This is a genomic window from Prochlorococcus marinus str. MIT 0917, from assembly GCF_027359575.1.
GTDB lineage: Bacteria > Cyanobacteriota > Cyanobacteriia > PCC-6307 > Cyanobiaceae > Prochlorococcus_B > Prochlorococcus_B marinus_D.
Window position 1 is genome coordinate 198,697 of sequence record NZ_CP114784.1, and the last position, 16,965, is coordinate 215,661.

20 protein-coding genes are annotated in these 16,965 nt (G+C 32.1%); 3 read left to right on the forward strand and 17 right to left on the reverse strand.

Features of this window, described 5'->3' with window-relative positions; all coding sequences use genetic code 11:
- Positions 1 to 43: 43 nt before the first annotated feature.
- The 13 genes from O5637_RS01050 to hisA form a co-directional block, all read right to left on the reverse strand.
- Entirely contained in the window at positions 44 to 523 is a 480-nt protein-coding gene (locus tag O5637_RS01050; RefSeq protein ID WP_269605350.1) for a prepilin peptidase, read from the reverse strand.
- 72 nt (positions 524 to 595) lie between these two features.
- The gene (locus O5637_RS01055) at positions 596 to 1,498 is read right to left on the reverse strand and encodes a phosphoribulokinase (RefSeq protein WP_269605352.1); all 903 of its coding nucleotides are present in this window, start codon (positions 1,496 to 1,498) and stop codon (positions 596 to 598) included.
- An 87-nt stretch (positions 1,499 to 1,585) separates the two neighbouring features.
- Positions 1,586 to 2,665, reverse strand: a complete 1,080-nt coding sequence (gene leuB, locus O5637_RS01060) for a 3-isopropylmalate dehydrogenase (RefSeq protein WP_269605354.1) — start codon at positions 2,663 to 2,665, stop codon at positions 1,586 to 1,588.
- 26 nt (positions 2,666 to 2,691) lie between these two features.
- Positions 2,692 to 3,744: a UDP-3-O-(3-hydroxymyristoyl)glucosamine N-acyltransferase gene (gene lpxD, locus O5637_RS01065; RefSeq protein WP_269605356.1), complete on the reverse strand. Its 1,053-nt coding sequence runs from the start codon at positions 3,742 to 3,744 to the stop codon at positions 2,692 to 2,694.
- A 44-nt stretch (positions 3,745 to 3,788) separates the two neighbouring features.
- A complete protein-coding gene (gene proB / locus O5637_RS01070; protein WP_269605357.1) occupies positions 3,789 to 4,871 on the reverse strand; it encodes a glutamate 5-kinase in 1,083 nt (360 codons plus the stop codon).
- Positions 4,868 to 5,389: a YqeG family HAD IIIA-type phosphatase gene (locus O5637_RS01075; protein WP_332299760.1), complete on the reverse strand. Its 522-nt coding sequence runs from the start codon at positions 5,387 to 5,389 to the stop codon at positions 4,868 to 4,870. Before O5637_RS01075 ends, proB begins: the two co-directional genes overlap by 4 nt.
- Entirely contained in the window at positions 5,377 to 5,913 is a 537-nt protein-coding gene (locus O5637_RS01080; protein ID WP_269605360.1) for a DUF3727 domain-containing protein, read from the reverse strand. The genes O5637_RS01075 and O5637_RS01080 overlap by 13 nt, the downstream gene beginning before the upstream one ends.
- Positions 5,914 to 5,977: 64 nt before the next feature.
- Positions 5,978 to 6,412: a Holliday junction resolvase RuvX gene (gene ruvX, locus O5637_RS01085; protein ID WP_269605361.1), complete on the reverse strand. Its 435-nt coding sequence runs from the start codon at positions 6,410 to 6,412 to the stop codon at positions 5,978 to 5,980.
- On the reverse strand, positions 6,409 to 7,446 hold the full coding sequence (locus O5637_RS01090; RefSeq protein ID WP_269605363.1) for a hypothetical protein: 1,038 nt from the start codon (positions 7,444 to 7,446) through the stop codon (positions 6,409 to 6,411). Before O5637_RS01090 ends, ruvX begins: the two co-directional genes overlap by 4 nt.
- A 38-nt stretch (positions 7,447 to 7,484) precedes the next feature.
- Complete coding sequence (locus tag O5637_RS01095; RefSeq protein ID WP_269605365.1) at positions 7,485 to 8,447, reverse strand: hypothetical protein; 963 nt, start codon at positions 8,445 to 8,447, stop codon at positions 7,485 to 7,487.
- Between the two features lie 241 nt (positions 8,448 to 8,688).
- Positions 8,689 to 9,243, reverse strand: a complete 555-nt coding sequence (locus tag O5637_RS01100) for a thylakoid membrane photosystem I accumulation factor (RefSeq protein ID WP_269606867.1) — start codon at positions 9,241 to 9,243, stop codon at positions 8,689 to 8,691.
- Between the two features lie 67 nt (positions 9,244 to 9,310).
- Positions 9,311 to 10,906 (reverse strand): DUF3685 domain-containing protein, encoded by a 1,596-nt coding sequence (locus O5637_RS01105; protein ID WP_269605366.1) that lies wholly within the window; start codon positions 10,904 to 10,906, stop codon positions 9,311 to 9,313.
- 129 nt (positions 10,907 to 11,035) lie between these two features.
- Entirely contained in the window at positions 11,036 to 11,806 is a 771-nt protein-coding gene (gene hisA, locus O5637_RS01110) for a 1-(5-phosphoribosyl)-5-[(5-phosphoribosylamino)methylideneamino]imidazole-4-carboxamide isomerase (protein ID WP_269605367.1), read from the reverse strand.
- A gap of 93 nt (positions 11,807 to 11,899) precedes the next feature.
- On the opposite strand from hisA, the gene O5637_RS01115 reads away from it, so the two are divergent.
- A complete protein-coding gene (locus O5637_RS01115) occupies positions 11,900 to 12,817 on the forward strand; it encodes an NAD-dependent epimerase/dehydratase family protein (RefSeq protein ID WP_269605368.1) in 918 nt (305 codons plus the stop codon).
- On the opposite strand, the gene pgsA is transcribed toward O5637_RS01115, so the two are convergent.
- Positions 12,789 to 13,361: a CDP-diacylglycerol--glycerol-3-phosphate 3-phosphatidyltransferase gene (gene pgsA, locus O5637_RS01120; protein ID WP_269605370.1), complete on the reverse strand. Its 573-nt coding sequence runs from the start codon at positions 13,359 to 13,361 to the stop codon at positions 12,789 to 12,791. The two genes, O5637_RS01115 and pgsA, sit on opposite strands and share 29 nt — an antisense overlap.
- A 200-nt stretch (positions 13,362 to 13,561) precedes the next feature.
- Here pgsA and O5637_RS01125 point away from each other — a divergent pair, with 200 nt between their 5' ends.
- Positions 13,562 to 14,173, forward strand: coding sequence for a PCC domain-containing protein (locus O5637_RS01125; protein ID WP_269605372.1), 612 nt, complete (start codon positions 13,562 to 13,564; stop codon positions 14,171 to 14,173).
- Between the two features lie 209 nt (positions 14,174 to 14,382).
- Positions 14,383 to 15,270, forward strand: coding sequence for a GNAT family N-acetyltransferase (locus tag O5637_RS01130; protein WP_269605374.1), 888 nt, complete (start codon positions 14,383 to 14,385; stop codon positions 15,268 to 15,270).
- Between the two features lie 11 nt (positions 15,271 to 15,281).
- On the opposite strand, the gene O5637_RS01135 is transcribed toward O5637_RS01130, so the two are convergent.
- The 3 genes from O5637_RS01135 to nth form a co-directional block, all read right to left on the reverse strand.
- Positions 15,282 to 15,485 (reverse strand): hypothetical protein, encoded by a 204-nt coding sequence (locus O5637_RS01135; protein ID WP_269605375.1) that lies wholly within the window; start codon positions 15,483 to 15,485, stop codon positions 15,282 to 15,284.
- Positions 15,486 to 15,506: 21 nt separating this feature from the next.
- On the reverse strand, positions 15,507 to 16,175 hold the full coding sequence (locus tag O5637_RS01140; protein WP_269605377.1) for an SDR family oxidoreductase: 669 nt from the start codon (positions 16,173 to 16,175) through the stop codon (positions 15,507 to 15,509).
- Positions 16,176 to 16,252: 77 nt separating this feature from the next.
- The gene (gene nth, locus O5637_RS01145; protein WP_269605378.1) at positions 16,253 to 16,906 is read right to left on the reverse strand and encodes an endonuclease III; all 654 of its coding nucleotides are present in this window, start codon (positions 16,904 to 16,906) and stop codon (positions 16,253 to 16,255) included.
- Positions 16,907 to 16,965: the final 59 nt, after the last annotated feature.

Genomic DNA, 16,965 nt, shown 5'->3' on the forward strand with positions numbered 1-16,965 from the left:
ATTTAATTTAATACCTTGAGTCCCTTTAAAGGGATTAGAACGCTTAAATCTTATCTATAATCCAAGAACAAAATATCCCAATCGATAGGAATGGTGCAAATGGATATTGTTGTAATGGTATAAATTTTTTAGTAAGTATTCCATGCAAACTATATATGGCTGAAAGTAAAAATGAAATGCATAATGATATAAGACTCAATTCAATTCCAAGCCATATAGTACTAAACGAAGAGAGTTTTATATCACCCATTCCTAATGAATTTATTCCAAAAATCTTATAACTTATATAACTTATAGAATACATTAGTGTAAAGATAATAACCATTGAAAAGGAATTATTGATTATTAAATCTATGATATCTTTTTTCTCATTTAATAATCCTATGCATAACAAATAAAGGACACCAGAGATGGCAAATAATATTAATTTCTTTTCACTTATTATCATGGTGTGTATATCTTCTATCGAAATGGAAGATATGAAATATAAAAGTATAAAAGTAAAGCATATATTAATAGACATGATTTATTAATTTTTTCTATTAAAAATATATTTAATTGGTTTGTATCTATCTATATAGATAGATAGATTTTATTATCCTGCAGCTTTTTTCTCTTCTATCATTTTATGAATAATTGGTGTAAGAATAAGTTCCATAGCAAATCCCATTTTTCCACCATTAACAACAATACTTGTAGGACTTGACATGAATGAATCGTGTATCATTCCTAATAAGTATTGGAAGTCAATCCCCCATTTTTCTCTTGAACCTTTTCTGAAATGGATAATTACAAAACTTTCGTCGGGTGTTGGAATATTTCTGCAAATAAATGGATTTGAAGTATCAATGGTCGGAACTCTCTGGAAGTTAATATCTGTACGACTAAATTGGGGACATATGTGATTAATGTAATCAGGCATTCTTCTTAGAATCGTATCAACAATCGTTTCGGCTGAGTATCCTCTTTCTGCATTATCTCGATGTATTTTTTGGATCCATTCGAGATTGGTGATTGGTACTACACCAACAAGTAAATCAGCAAATGAAGCGACGTCATAATCTTTTCCTACTACGCCACCGTGTAGTCCCTCATAAAACAAAAGGTCTGTTCCAGTTGGAATATCTTCCCAGGGAGTGAATTGACCTGGATCTAATTTTGTCCCTAGACGGGTGTTGTGTTCTTCTGCTTCTTCTGGGCTATGTAAATAATATCTTTTCTGACCACCGCCAGTTTTTCCATATTGACTAAATAGGTTTTCTAATTTGTCGAATAAATTTGCCTCTGGCCCAAAATGAGAAAAGTTTTCACCTCTTGATAGTGCCTCAGACATTGCCTTTTTCATAGGCATTCTTTCAAAACGGTGATAACTATCTCCTTCAACAACCGCAGGTACAATCTTTTCACGAGCAAATATATGCTCAAATGCTCTTTTAACAGTGCTTGTTCCTGCTCCGGATGAACCAGTTACAGCTACTACTGGGTGAAGCTTTGACATCGACGCTTATGTATTGACTTTCATTTTTACAGGTCGACTGACCCTCAAAGGGAAACTATTCAAAGAGTTTTTTAATTTGTGAACTAATTACTTTAATTTTTCTGCCAATAGTTCGCCCATTTGAGAGCAACCAACCTGTTTTGTCATCTCATTGCTATTTAAATCCGAAGTTCTATAACCGTCAGTAAGAATTTCATTAATTGCATTTTCTATGTAATTTCCCGCTTTTGTCTCATTAAAGGCAACTTTTAGCATCATTGCCGCAGATAAAAGCATCGCTATTGGATTAGCTATATCTTTACCTGCTATGTCAGGAGCTGAACCATGCACAGGTTCAAAGACTCCGGGACCATCAATAGTTAATGAAGCAGAAGGAAGCATGCCAATTGATCCTGTAAGCATGGCTGCAATGTCGCTCAGAATATCTCCAAATAAATTACTTGTAAGAATCACATCAAATTGACTTGGATTTCTAACAAGTTGCATTGCGGCATTATCTACATATTGATGAGTTAGCTCTATATCTTTGTAATTTTTAGAAACCAATATTGTTTCTTCTCTCCATAATTGACTTACATCTAAAACATTAGCCTTATCAACTGAGCAAACTTTTTGATTTCTTTGTTTGGCCAATTTAAAAGCAATTTCTGCTATTCGATTAACCTGCTCGGAAGTGTATGTCATCGTATTAAAAGCCCTTTCTCCGTTTTCTGTTTTTATCCTTCCTTTAGGCTCTCCAAAGTAAATACCGCTAGTAAGTTCTCTAACGACTACTAAATCAACCTCTTTAACAAATTCTTCTTTCAAGCTACTTGCTTTGGTTAAGGATGGGATGATTTTTACTGGTCTGATATTTGCGAAAAGATCTAATGAAGATCTGAGATTAAGTAAACCTGTCTCAGGTCTTTTCTCTCTTGGCAATTCGTCATACTTTGGGTCTCCTATGGCCGCTAACAAAACAGCATCAGAATTCTTACATTCTTGAAAAGTTCTATCTGGGAAAGGGATACCATCGGAATCTATGGCTGATCCACCAAAAGGCATTTCTTTGAATTTGAGTTCAAAGCCAAATTTCCTTGAGACGAGTTCAAGGATTTTATGTGTGACGTTTGTTATCTCTGGACCAATTCCATCACCTGGCAATAATGTTATTTTGTAAGAATTCATTTGTTCTTATTAATCAAGGGAAAAATTTACCTGGAGTTTCTGCGATCTAATTGACGAATAGCTTTTGCTATCTCAGGTAGTTTTTTGAAATTAGCAGAGCATCTCAACCAAAGTTTATTTTGAATAGCAGGGAAGCCGCTAACAACCCTTCCTGCCTCAATATTAGATACTATTCCTGTCTTTGAACTGGCTATAACTCCATCTCCAACTTTGACTTTATTGCTTACGCCTACTTGTCCAGCAAGAATAACTGCGTTTCCAATTTGTGCTCCTCCAGCTATACCTACTTGAGCAGCCATAGCGCATCCTTTACCGGTAGTAACCCCATGACCAATTTGAACTAGGTTATCAATTTTTGTATCTTCACCAATTATTGTCTCCCCTACAGATGGCCTATCAATGGTAGAGCCACTGCCAACTTCAACTTTGTTTTTTAAAATAACTATTCCTACTTGAGGCATTTTCTTCCATCCATGTGATGTGGGCACGAATCCAAAACCTTCACCACCAATAACGGCATTCGCATTAATTACACATTCGTCTCCAAGTGTTGATCCAGAATGAATAACACTATTTGCGTGAATTAAATTTTTAGCACCAATTATTACATTTTTATAGATAACAACGCCGGCATGAATAACTGTCCCAGCTCCAATTTCTGTATTATCTCCAACATAAGCATTAGCTCCAATTGAAACGCTGGAGCCAATTCTTACATTTTCTCCGATGACAGCACTTTTATGGATACCTTCTCTTTCTATTTCAGAAGGATAAAGAAACTCTAGTGTTTCAGCAAAAGCAATCTTTGGCTCTTTAAGTAGTATCCAATCAACTGAAATCTTCTTTGCTATTTCAACAATATAATTATCATTTGCTGGTAATAATAAAGCAGATGCTTTCGATTTTTTGATGAGATTCCTAAGATTTAATGGACTATTATTATCTAGAAAACTTATGTCATTTCCCTTGGCTTTTTCTAAAGAAGCTGCAGACATGATAACTGGATTGTTTGCTATCTTATAGTCAATGACACTAGATTGACCTAGCTTCAGTTTTTCGACAATTTCATTGAATTGCATGATTTGAGTTGATTGGGGAAGTGAAAATTAATATGTTGTCTGAGTTATTCACTTGTTAGAACAAGAACATCGCGATGAATAACTAGGGGAGATCCTGTTGTGTCGGATCTTGAATTAATTCCTATCTTTATAGCATCACTGCTCATTGAGCAAATTCCTTTAGCAATTTGTTCTCCTTCGGTGTTAATAACTTTTATAGGTTGATTAGCTATAAAATTACCACTAACTTTCTTCACGCCAACTAACAATAGTGAAGCACCTTTGTTTTTGATAGCTTCACTGGCACCATCATCTAACTGTATTTCTCCAACTGGTTTAATTGCATGAGCCAACCAACTTTTTCTATTCCCTATGGGCTTGGGATGAGGGTGGAAAACAGTTCCTATCTTTTTTCCATCAAGTAAATCTCCTAATGTTTTAGGAGCTCTACCATCGGCTAATTGAACTTTTATACCACTTTCAGTGGCTATCTTTGCGGCAGTTAGTTTTGTTTTTATTCCTCCAGTCCCCCAAGAAGTTTGTTCATTTGCTAGTTCTAATTTATTTAATTCTTTTGAATTATTAATATCTTTAATTGGCTTAGCTTTAATGTTAGTTTTGGGATCAGAAGAATATAGATGGTCGATATCAGTTAATAATATTAGTTGATCAGCAGATATAGCTGTTGCAACTAATGCAGATAAAGTATCATTATCACCATACTTTAACTCTTCATCTGAGGTTATATCATTTTCATTGACTATTGGTATAACATCCCATTCGATCAATCTTTTTAATGTTTGCGAAGCTGAGTTATAACTATTTCTTGAGCCCAATTCTGACCTAGTTAATAATATTTGTGCAACTTTATATCCAAAACTGATCATGGCTTTTTCATACAAAGCCATTAAATGAAGTTGGCCTATTGAGGCAGAGGCTTGAAGAGATATTATTTCTTTCGGTCTTGTCTTGAAGCCCATTTTATGACATCCAAGGCCTACTGCTCCACTAGATACTAATATAATTTTATCGCCATTTCTTTGGGCTTTTGAGATGTATGAACAATAATTATTAATGATATCAAAAGTTGTGTATTTATCTGTTCCTCTTAAAATGCTTGTACCAATCTTGATTACAAAAGTTGTCATAAAAAGTCTCCAGTTATAAGTCTTGCAATGTATCTTTCTATGGATTGAAATTTATTTCTTTCAATTTTTTCTCCATAATAATCTACTGAATCTACCAATATTGTATACATTCCTAATCTATTGCCCACAAGAATATCAGTAAAAACTCTATCTCCAATTATTGCTACTTCATGCGCGGAATAAGGAATTTTATCTAGGATCTTCTTTAACTTCCTTTTACTTGGTTTGCCACCAGAGTATGTAAATTCTAAATCTAATTCATCAGCAATCAATTTTATTCTTCTTTTAGATGGATTGTTGCTGAATAAGTAGGTATAAAAGTATTTTTTTGAATTAACAATCCAATTTTTTATATCATTTGATAGTACTGGCTTGTTCCCAGAAGTTAATGTTCCGTCTACATCAATTATTAATGCTTTAAGATTTTTCGATAATAAATCATTTATCGAGATCTTTGAAATTTTATCGTTTACCTTCCAACGTGGAATAAGTAATTCTTTTATGTTTATTCTGATAATCCCCTTCCCTCAAGTTCAGCTTCAATTCCTGATTGTATCTTGTCAAACTCATCACCTTCAACAAGCTTTACTTCACCAGCTTCTATTTTTCCGACTATGAAGAAAGGGTCAAGCGGAATGTATAGACCATAATCATTATTATCAACTCTAAAATTTACAAGAAGTTCGTAAGTCTCTGACTCGTCATCAATGTCTTCTTCTTCAATTTCTTCTGGTTCGGGTTCATCTAATTCACCTGAAACTGTAAGGGTGATGGCTGAGCGAACAAGTCTAAGATCATGTTCTTGAAGGACTACATCAGCTACTTCAAGTATTGGCTCATTCTTTTCAATTGTCTCTATTAGCTTTGGATCTTGATCTTCAATTAATTGAAACAGAGATACAGGCGTATCTACTGGTGTTAAAAGGGCATATTCATTACCTTCGAAAGGTACTACTTGTTCAAGAAAACATAGTAGGTCTGACCCTTGAGAATCTTTAACTAAAAGAGTAGGTACTTCGTCGTTTTTATTTGTTGATGACATAGTTAAGCTTTTATTAGTCAGTCTTTGGTTTTATTTGATTATGTTTTCACATCATATGCATAATTTAATTTGAGTCATCCAGATCAGGTCCCTCAATAAGCCATTGTTGTAAAAGTATAGCGGCGGCTGCACTATCTATTTTTCCAGTCTTGTCATTTTTTAAAGAGAATTTCTCTTTAGCCTCGATTGTTGAGCAATGTTCATTGATAAAAGCCAAAGGAAGTTTTAAACATTTCGCTAATTTAAATCCATATCTTTTACATCGAGTAGATTGATTAGTCTCCTTGCCATACATGTCAAGAGGATTTCCTATGATGAGTCCTTCAACTTTTCGTTTAAAACATATTTTCCCAAATTCTTTTAAATCTTTCTCAAAACTATTTCTAAAAATTGCAGGGAGATGAGTTATGGATATTCCTAGAGGATCACAACCTGCAATACCAATTCTCTTTTCTCCAATATCAAGACTTAAAACTGAACAGGGTTTTGGCTGAATCATTTGTTTTTTCCAATTTGAATAGTTGAAGGTAGTTCCGGTTGTTGCTGTAAATTTCCTACAATATTAGTTAATAGTTCAGTTTCGATGGATTTTAATTTATATCCATTGTTCCTTTTCCAAACACTTCTTCCTAGAAGAACTCTCTCTTCTATTATTTCCCAGTTACTTTTATTTAAAAATTCATTCAACTTGTTATCCTCACTTGTCGTTTCTATATAACAATTCTTTTTACCAGCTTTGATATTATTAATTGTTTGTGGAATATAATTATTTAGTCGTTCATCCCATGCTAATCCTCTTATTAGCTCGAGTGTAAAATTATATTGGGGGCAAACAGATGGAATTAAACCTGCGATAATACTATTTTCTTTTGATTTAATAACACCAGTTAGTGTATTTCTTTTTTCATAGATATCATGCCATTGCCTATCAAAAATTGACCTAAAGTTAATTGACTCCCTTGCTTGCTCAAGTCTCCAAATCTGCTGGCTATTTTCTTCATTTAATTTTTCCCAGATAAAATTATCTTTATATTCTTTCTGTCTAAATTTAATACCCTCTTTTCTTTTCCAATACTTTATTATTCTAAGCGGTTGAAAACCAGATTGTCTTATTACTGATAAGTTTTGATTATCATTTGTATTTATAGAAATTAAAAAACTTTTGGTATTAATATTACTTTCATAAAGAACTTTTCTTAATAAACTCTCCAACAAATTATAACGACTAAAGGATATTGATTCTCCTATAAAGATTGGTTCTGATATTGACCAGCAAGTTCCTCTACGGTTTACTGGAGTAGCTAAAATATATGCAATTATATTATCTCTTTCTACTGCTACTAAACATGTTGAGTTTCGAGTAGGAATCAAATTAGTAAAACTTGACTCTAATGAAGAAAACCATTTTTTGCATAATAAAATTTGAAATATACCAAGGTATTTAGAATTATTTTCAGCTCTCAGCATCGACAAATGTTTGAGCTTTAGTGGCTCAATTATTAAATCTGAAGGTAATGCCTCATTATTTATCATTTTATCATTTTATTATATTTTTAACTTTCATGCGACTTTTAACTTAGTTCATCTGATCTTATGAGTACTAATGGTGTTTGTTGGTTTGCATTACCTGCTGGATTTGATGTTAAAGCTCTTTTTATTATTTCAGCATTATTAACATTACTTGTTGATAGAACTTTAACTCTCCCTAGATCATTTACATCTACAACAGCTACATCAATGTTTAGTTTTTTAGCGACTTCAATACAAAAAGTTTGAGTATCTTTAGGCCCTAAAACTATACTTTTATCATAGGGTGGCGTAGTACCAGTAATATCGTCAATCAATCTTGCTTGTTCACCTGCTAAGCGGTAAAATATACCTTTTACTCCAAATAATTTAAATATTCCTCCTATTAACCATGAAATTATTACACGTGTTGGACCAGAAATATTTATTAGGGTTTGCATTCCGGGAGCAGTGGCTAAACTACTAGTTGGATGAAATCCTTTGCAAATTAATCTTGAAATTAGACTTGCATTAATGTTTCTATAATCTATATATCTTCCTTGCATTATTGCTAAAGGAGACTCTCCAATTGTAAGAATATCTGTAGGCCTACAATTTAGTGGCATATAAGTTTTTAATATATCAATTGGATCATCTAAGGTTCCAAGAATATGGGTTTTAATTGGTTCTATTAATTTATTATTATAGGAATCATCTTTAGGTAAATCTAAAAAATAAGGTAATACAAACCCATCGTACCTTTTGTAAGAACCGAATGGTCCGTAATTACCCCATTCTATATCTAGCCACAAACATTTAATCTTATCTATAGCTGTATTTTTAATCTCATATTCAATTTCAATTTCGACAAATGTCGACTTTTTTGCCTTTAAGATGTATGCAGACCAATAATCATTTTTTTGTTCTTCTTCATCTGGATGAAGTGGTTTGATTTTTGTATTAATCTTTATTATCTCGTTTGTAGATATACCAATTAACTGAGGATTAACAGTAAAAGAAGGAATCATAACTTCCATTCTCTTCTTTGAATTTTTAATTTCAACCAAAGTAATATATTTATGATTAGAATCTAGTCTGATTTTTTTAAATTCTTTGGGTTTAAGAATTAATGGCGAATTTTGATTAAAATAATGACTTATTTCAATCAAAAAAAATATAGATATTATGAGAAGAAAAGAACTTAATAACATTTTTTAAAGAAAATATTTGATAATTTAATTAAAAATATAGAGTGACTTTATTACATTTTTAGCTGCCTCTAGGTTTAGTATAACCATCTTTAGATGGCTCACTATTGTATTCGTTAAAGCTTTTGACTGTTAGATCGAAATCAGGTTTCTTGAGACCTGTCCCTTTGGTTATTGCATCATTAATATCATCGAATGATACTTGCCCTTCTTCATCTAGGAGAACATTACCTTTTCCGTCAATAATCACTGTCTGTGGTATCTTTCCATGCCAGTAATAGCCTGGGTCCTTAAAAGTTTTCGTGTCATCATTATCTAATTCATCAATTGATAGAGGAATTAAATCAACAGATGAGCTCCACAATAACTTAATACCTGAAACTACAGGTGCATATTGTTTACTAGTAGAACTATCATCTAGATAGAAAACTAAAACACTTGTTCTTTCGTTCTTTAATGACTCTGATAATGTGCTTTGTGGTGGAACTAATGATCCGTTGCCGGCATAGATTGGGTATATATTTCCATCATAACTATCAGTATCTCTTGCCGAATATACTGGTTTAACAAATAGAAAAGTAAGTATAAGTAGTGAGGAGAATATTTTTAACAAAATAAATGTAAAGTACTAATTTTTTAAATTATAAAGTCTTAAAGCTGATCTCGCTATATTTATTAATAAATTATCCCTTTGATAGGTTTCTCCCCATACCTTGAGCGATACCTCTGCCAATTAATCCTATAGATCTTCCAACAACTTTTGTGAGAATTAGTACTATTAAATCACCTAAGTATTGAATTATTGCCTGTACTTGTGGAGCCAAAGCATCTCTTAACTCTATGACAAATGCTATTTGTCTTTGAGCCCAGTCTAATTTCTTTAATTCATCATCTCTAGGCTCAAGGATGATAATCTTTTCAATTTTATTGTTTTTTACTGTATAATATAACCTTTTACTTTCGTACAATCTAACTGGCTTTTTGAATAGATTTTGAAGTTGACTACTTGTATTTATGTGATTTCTTTTTCGTTCTAGTTCCCTTGTTGAAAATAATTCTTTGTTTAGAAAGTATTTACGTAATTCTGGCCATTCAGAACATGAAGATATAATCTCTTCACTAACTATTTCAGCAGTCCTGAATATCCAATTTAGAATAAATGTTTCTAATTGAATAACAGATCTAGGATCTTCTATTGATAAATATTCTCCATCGATGAGAATCGGCTTGTTATTTAATATTGGATCTATTATTAAGGAAATTGAAGGTAGTTCATCATCAAGTGTTCCAAGCTCTGCATTATGTACTAAAAACTCTGAAATAAAAACGTCAATACCATTCTTTTGCAAACTATCATATGAATCTATGAAGTTGCGTAATGTATTAGCGCGTAATTCAGTAGTAATTGATTGTAAAATATTATCAAACTCTTTTTCTTGATTATTACTTGAATCAAGTTTGTTGATAATAATTGAAAATTCTTGCAGAAGAGTTTTCAAGAGATTAATTCGTTTGTTTTTATTTAATGAATAAAGAGCTGCTAATTCATCAGTAGAATTTAATATGTCATATTGAATTCTATCCTTTACTCTTTTATAAATCACATTCCACAATTCATTAGTTGAAGTATTCCTTATTGTTATGTCAGTACTATATTTGTTGATTAGATTTATATTGCGAGTATCTTTAATTGGTGACTCTATTAATACCTCTAGCGGCCCCCATAACCAGATAATTAATCTCTTTGCTGTTAATAGTTCTCTTCTCCTACCTAGTAATATAAAAAGATAAAATGTATTTATTGATTTCTTACCTATCATGTGATCTATCTTATGTAGATCTTTATTTATTTGTGATAAACCACTAGTTAGTAACCAATGTCCTAATCCATATGAATTATGAATTGAGCTGGTATTGTAATTTGTTTCATTATTAATTTTAAATACTCTGCCGCCCCCAAGCAAAATATTTATTGTATCTCTTAAAAGTTCAACAGTAGGATCTTGAATAACTCCTTCACTGCCAAAGGTCATCAAATCGGCAGAGGATAATTTAATGCTCTTTGGTATTACAATTAAAATAGGAGCTTGATCCCATCTTTCTTTAAGCTTAAGAATTTCTAGTTTTATTGGGTTTGAGAGTTCTACTTCTTCAAGGCAAAATAGAATAAGTTTGGGTAACCCATTTATATCTTTTTTGTTTAGGATTATTTCTAGATTATTATCCTGTGATGTTAGCTGCAAAGCCAATGACTCGCCCAATAGTGAAGGCGCTATCATTAAAATTTGTTTTGTTCTTTCTTCTATCAAGTTGAATTCTAGAACCTATCCTATTTAAGATAACTTGATTTAAAAATACTTCCAGCCCTATCCCATAAATTCAAAAGGACCAATAATATTTTATAAATGTTAGGCAAGAAATGTATCTTTATCATTAAATGAATCTTGAATAAGAAGATTTTTTAGAGTTAATATCGCTTCTTTTAAATCTATTGAGCCGTCATATAGTGCTCTGCCTACGATTATTCCTTTAATACCTTCATTCTCCAAATCAGCTAGGGAAATTAAATCAGCTATTGAGCCGATCCCTCCTGAAGCAATTACTGGATTAATACTTATCTCGGCTATCTCTCTCAAGGCTTGAACATTAGGTCCTTTCAGTGTGCCATCAGTTGCAATGTCAGTTGATATAATTGCGGCCAATTCGAGATCGTTAAGTTGTTTAGCTAAATCCAGAGATGATATTTTGCTTTGTTTTAACCAACCTCGAGTAGCTACCATTCCTTCTTTGGCATCAATACCTACTGCAACTCTTTGGGGATATTCTTTAGATAGATCTTTAACTAATTCCGGTTTCTCTATCGCAATTGTCCCTAAAATAATTCTGTCTATTCCAATATCGAATAATTCTTTTGCACGATCAATGCTCCTAATTCCACCACCAAGTTGAATGGGTATTGTAATGGATTTTTTTATTTCTTTTATTGTTAGATCATTTATGGGTTCACCAGTCTTAGCCCCATCAAGATCTACAAGATGTAGTCTTTTTGCTCCCTGGCTTTCCCAAATCTGAGCTTGTTTTACAGGATCACTATTGAACTTAGTAACTTTATTGTAATTTCCTTGATTTAATCGAACACATTTTCCATTCAGTAGATCTATTGCAGGTATGACTTCCATCAAAAAAAAAATTATTACTATTCATCTAACATCATTTATGTGGCTCTAGGAGATTATCTATAGGCTTTAATATAATTTTTTTAATAAAGTATCTTGAAAGTTCTTTTTTACGGCGGAACAAGGTTTGTAGGAAAAGCTCTTGTCTCGAGCTTGCTATCAAAAGGACATGAGATATTTGTTTTTACACGTGGAAAATTACCAGTACCAAAAAATATAACTCACCTAAAGGGAGACAGGTTAAATGATGATGATCTAAAAAAACTATCTAAGCATTCATTTGATCTTATTGTTGATAGCTCTGGACGCAAGTTGGAAGATACCCAAAGACTTCTTAAATTCTCAGGTCTTCCTGGTTTTAGATTTATCTATATCAGTTCTGCAGGCATATATGAAAACACACAATTATTTCCTGTTAGTGAAGAGAGTCCAATAGATCTTGAAAGTCGTCATATAGGTAAAGCAAAAACAGAGTCATGGCTCAAGGCTGAAGGTATTCCTTTTACAAGTTTTCGTCCAACATATATTTATGGCCCAGGCAACTACAATCCTATTGAAAAATGGTTTTTTGACCGTATAACTAATGGCAGATCTATCCCTGTACCTTTTGATGGTCAAACCATCACGCAATTAGGACATGTCTCTGATTTGGCCCAGGCCATTTCAAAATCTCTTGAAAATGATAAAGCGATTAATCAAATTTATAATTGTTCAGGAAGTAAAGCAGTCACTTTTAAAGGTTTAATTGAAACAGCAATTTTAGCTACTGGAAATAAACTGACTGATTTTAATTTACGTTCTTTTGATCCTTCAAAACTTGATCCTAAGGCAAGAAAACTTTTCCCTTTAAGGTTAACTAATTTCTATACTGACACTTCGAAAATAGAAAAGGATTTATCTTGGAAACCCAAATTCGATTTGTTAAATGGTTTAATTGATAGCTATAAGAATGATTATCTTTTAGCTAATCATGAACAAGTTGATTTTAGTTCCGATGATCTTCTTTTTGATTGAATAGATATTTTATTGCAGAACTTAAGGTGAGAAATAATGCTATCCAAAATAATATATAGCCTATTTTATTAACAATATAAATGGTATAAATTGTACCCCAATTTGTTGGCCATAATAAGAGAATTATACTGGCAAATTGAAATGTAGTTTTATATTTACCCTGAATCGAGGCAGGACCGCCTGATGTTTTATCAGATCGCCAACTTGTTATCAAGAGTTCTCTCGATATTATTAACCAGATAGCCCATAAGGGTACTAGATTTTCATAGACAAGCCAAATCATTGGACCAATAAGAAGTATCTTATCTGCTAGAGGATCTAACTTTGCACCAAAAACAGACTTATGATCATATTTACGTGCAAAATAACCATCAAGAAAATCAGTAAGAGCCGCTATCAAGATTAGAAAAATAAAAATATCATTATTACCATTCCTCAGCGAAATAATTATTGGTAATCCAAGCAATATCCTTGAAATTGTAAGTCCATTTATAATCTTAGGCCAAATAATAAATTTTTTTGAATTGATAATTTTCTTGTTCATTTTATGTGGTAAATTTTTTTTAAAATCCTTAAGTATAGTCGATATATAACCTATTATATTACACTAAGAATTAGTAGAGTAAAACCATGACTTCATTTCTCATTCTCATGTTTTTCTTATCATTGGTGGCAATGGCATTTATCATAAGGAAATTAGATCAAGAATAACTTAAAATTTCAACTACTAATAATATTAATATTATGGAACATTTTTTTTATAATTTTTCTACAGGAGTAGATGTTTACAATTCATTAAATGAGTTGCACAAGCAACATAATTCTACAGCATTTTTAATAAGTGCTGTAGGTGATCTTTCAAAAGTATCATTAAAATGCCCTTTAAATGATAAACCGGTAATTTTAGAAAAGAAATTAGAGATAATAACTTTAAGTGGTTATATAATGTCAACCGAATCTCATCTTCACATAAGTGTATCAGATGAAAATTGCAGTGTATTTGGAGGTCATCTTCATTCTGGAACAATGGTTCTAAAATCATTGGATATATTGATTGGGGTTATTCCTAATATTAAAAAGACATCATTTGTTAGTTCTAAACCTAATCCTGCAAACGTTGATATATATATTCTTCCTGATTGCCCTTGGTCAAAAAGAGCTCTTAAACTTCTTGAATCTTTTAATATAAAATATAATTCTTATCTAATTACTAATGATGAAGAATTTAAAAAAATCAGTAATAAATCTTCTATATCTACTTTTCCACAAATTTTTATAAACAATCGTTTTATAGGTGGTTATTCTGAACTTTCAAATTTATCTGTTAATGGTGATTTGATTAAGCTTATTTATTAATTATATATTTCGAAATAATTTGCATTGATATTCTTTATTAGTATGTAAATAAAAAAATTCTCCCTTTTCGATATTTGAATAAAATATCAATTAAATTTCTAACTATTAATATATATTATATCTATTAATAGTTAGATGTTTTTTTGCTCATATTTATAGATTTATTAATTATTTTTATTAGATTTATTATTTATTGAAAAATATAATTTATGGATGATCTTTTATCTATTAAACCTTTACGTGATGAAGATATCGATTTTGTTACTGAAATTTCAAGAAAAGAAGGTTTTGCTCCAGGAGTTGGTGATTTGGTTATATATCAAAATACAGACAAACAAGGACTTTGGGTCGGTTGGTTGAATGATATTCCTATTGGATGCATAGCAGGTGTTCGATATAATCAATATTACGGATTTCTTGGATTGTTTTTAGTAATTGAGAAGTATAGAGGTAGAGGGTTTGGCCTTCAGCTTTGGAAAAAGGCTTTAAGTCATTTATGTGATTTACCTTGTATTGGTCTAGAGGCAGCTCCAGAGAGAATTAACGATTACTCAAAGTGGGGATTTACTATTTCTTCGAAAACAACTAGATGGCAATGGATGGGCGATGGAAAATTGCTTGAGGAAAACTCTTTGAATGATTATTTAGATGATTTCAGCTTTGTTGAAGGCTCCTCAATTCCTCAAGATGCAGTAGAAAGATTTGACGAAAAGAGAGAAACAACACCTAGACCTCATTTTTTATCGGATTGGCTGACTCATCCAGCTGGAAAGGTAATAGCAATTATTGATAAAGAAAACCGATGTCATGGCTTTGGGCGAATAAGACCATGTCTTTTACAAAACGGAGATGGATGGAGAATTGGCCCTTTAATGGCTGACACACCAAAGCTTTTAAAAATTTTATTGAAGAAATTAATTGAGTGCCATCCTGGATTGATAATTATCGACGCTCCTGGCCTTAATAAGTCAGCTTCTGTAGTTTTTAAAAAATTAGGTTTCACATCAGAATCTGAAACTTTCAGGATGTATAGAGGTTCACAACCTCCGGTTTCTATGAATGATGTATATGGGTTGGCTTGCTTGGAATTGGGTTAAGACTTTCTTTTTCATGCATTGGAATTTAATTTTCCTCTATGAATTTGTTTTTCTTCATTCAATTTAGTTTCTAATTGATCAATAAGTGTCGTAACTAATGATTGGAATTCTGGTTGGCATCCTCTAAATGCAGCTTTATGTCTTATTGATTCGTTTCTTGTTCTTAAATCAGTAAGCATTAGCTGCAACGCGTCAATTTTAGCGTTGGTATTCATAGTCAATTTAAGTTTATACAGTCAAATACTAAACGTATTTATTGCCTTACTCAGATTTGTTTTCGGATTCTCTTCGCTACTAGTAATCTCGATGATTTTTTCGATCGAATCTTTTGTTTTTAAAGCTTCTATGCAGGCTTTTGCAACCAGTCTTCTGGGGATCGAGCCTTCTTCTTGCGTTTTTTCACCAGAATACAAAATGTTCTGATTTTTTAAATTAGTCTCATTCTCATTCAAACCTCCAGGACGTATGACAGTCCAATCTAGACCACTTTTTTGCAGAGATCTCTCACCTAATCTTTTCCACATAAGTATAAGACCAAATAAATTTAGAGGGTGTATCAATTTCCCAGCACAAAGTGAACTAACAAGAACAACCCTATTTAACTTTTGTCTCTTACAGCTTTCAATTTGTTTTTTTATATTTAAATAATCCACTTTTGCTGGACCTGTTAAATCGATAGATGGCCTCGCACCTGTCGCTATAACTAGGCTCTCACAACCTTGTAATGCATAATCAAGTGTGGTTCCATTAGTGTCTGACAAAACATACCTTTCACAACATTTTATAGAGTCAGGAATTTCAGACTGTGATCTAACTATCAATCTCACCTCGTATCCAGCTGATTTTGCTTCCTCTGCTACTCGAAAGCCTGTTTTCCCAGAAGCTCCTGTTATGGCTAATTTCATTCGAATTAAATTCCTTTGATATGTTTCTAGCAAGAAATAGTCCTTTTTGTTGAGATAGTAAAATTAATAGATAATTATTAAGCCTTTATACAAATAATTGGTTTCTTTCGATTAGGGTAAAGTTCCTTACATAAGTTACAGATTGTACCGTTACATCCTCTCGCTGAGCAATATTCTCTTCCGTAAAAAATAATTTGTAGATGTAACTTATTCCAAAGATTTTTTGGAAATAATCTTTTTAGATCTTTTTCCGTTTGGATTACATTCTTGCCTGAAGTTAATCTCCATCTCTGAGCTAATCTATGTATATGGGTATCGACAGGAAATGATGGAACACCAAAGACTTGAGACATAACAACACTTGCTGTCTTATGACCAACGCCAGGAAGTGATTCAAGTTCCTTAAATGAATTTGGAACTATGTTATTGAATTTCTCATGAATAATCTTTGATAATTTATAAGTATTTTTTGCTTTTGTTTTTGCAAGTCCAAGTTGTTTTATGTAATTATATATTTTTTGCTCACCTAATTTATACATTTTTTCAGCTGAGGGAGCAACCTTGAAAAGTTCTTTAGTTAATTCATTAACTTTCTTATCCGTAGATTGTGCACTTAGTACAACTGCTACGAGCAACGTGAAACCATTTTGATGATCTAATGGTATCGGTGTCTCAGGATATATTTCTTCAAGCCTCTTAATTATTATTTTTACCCTTTCATCTTTTTTCATTTCAGTATGAATATCATTTTTTCTAAAGTTACCTAATAAAATCCTTTGGCTTGAAGCTA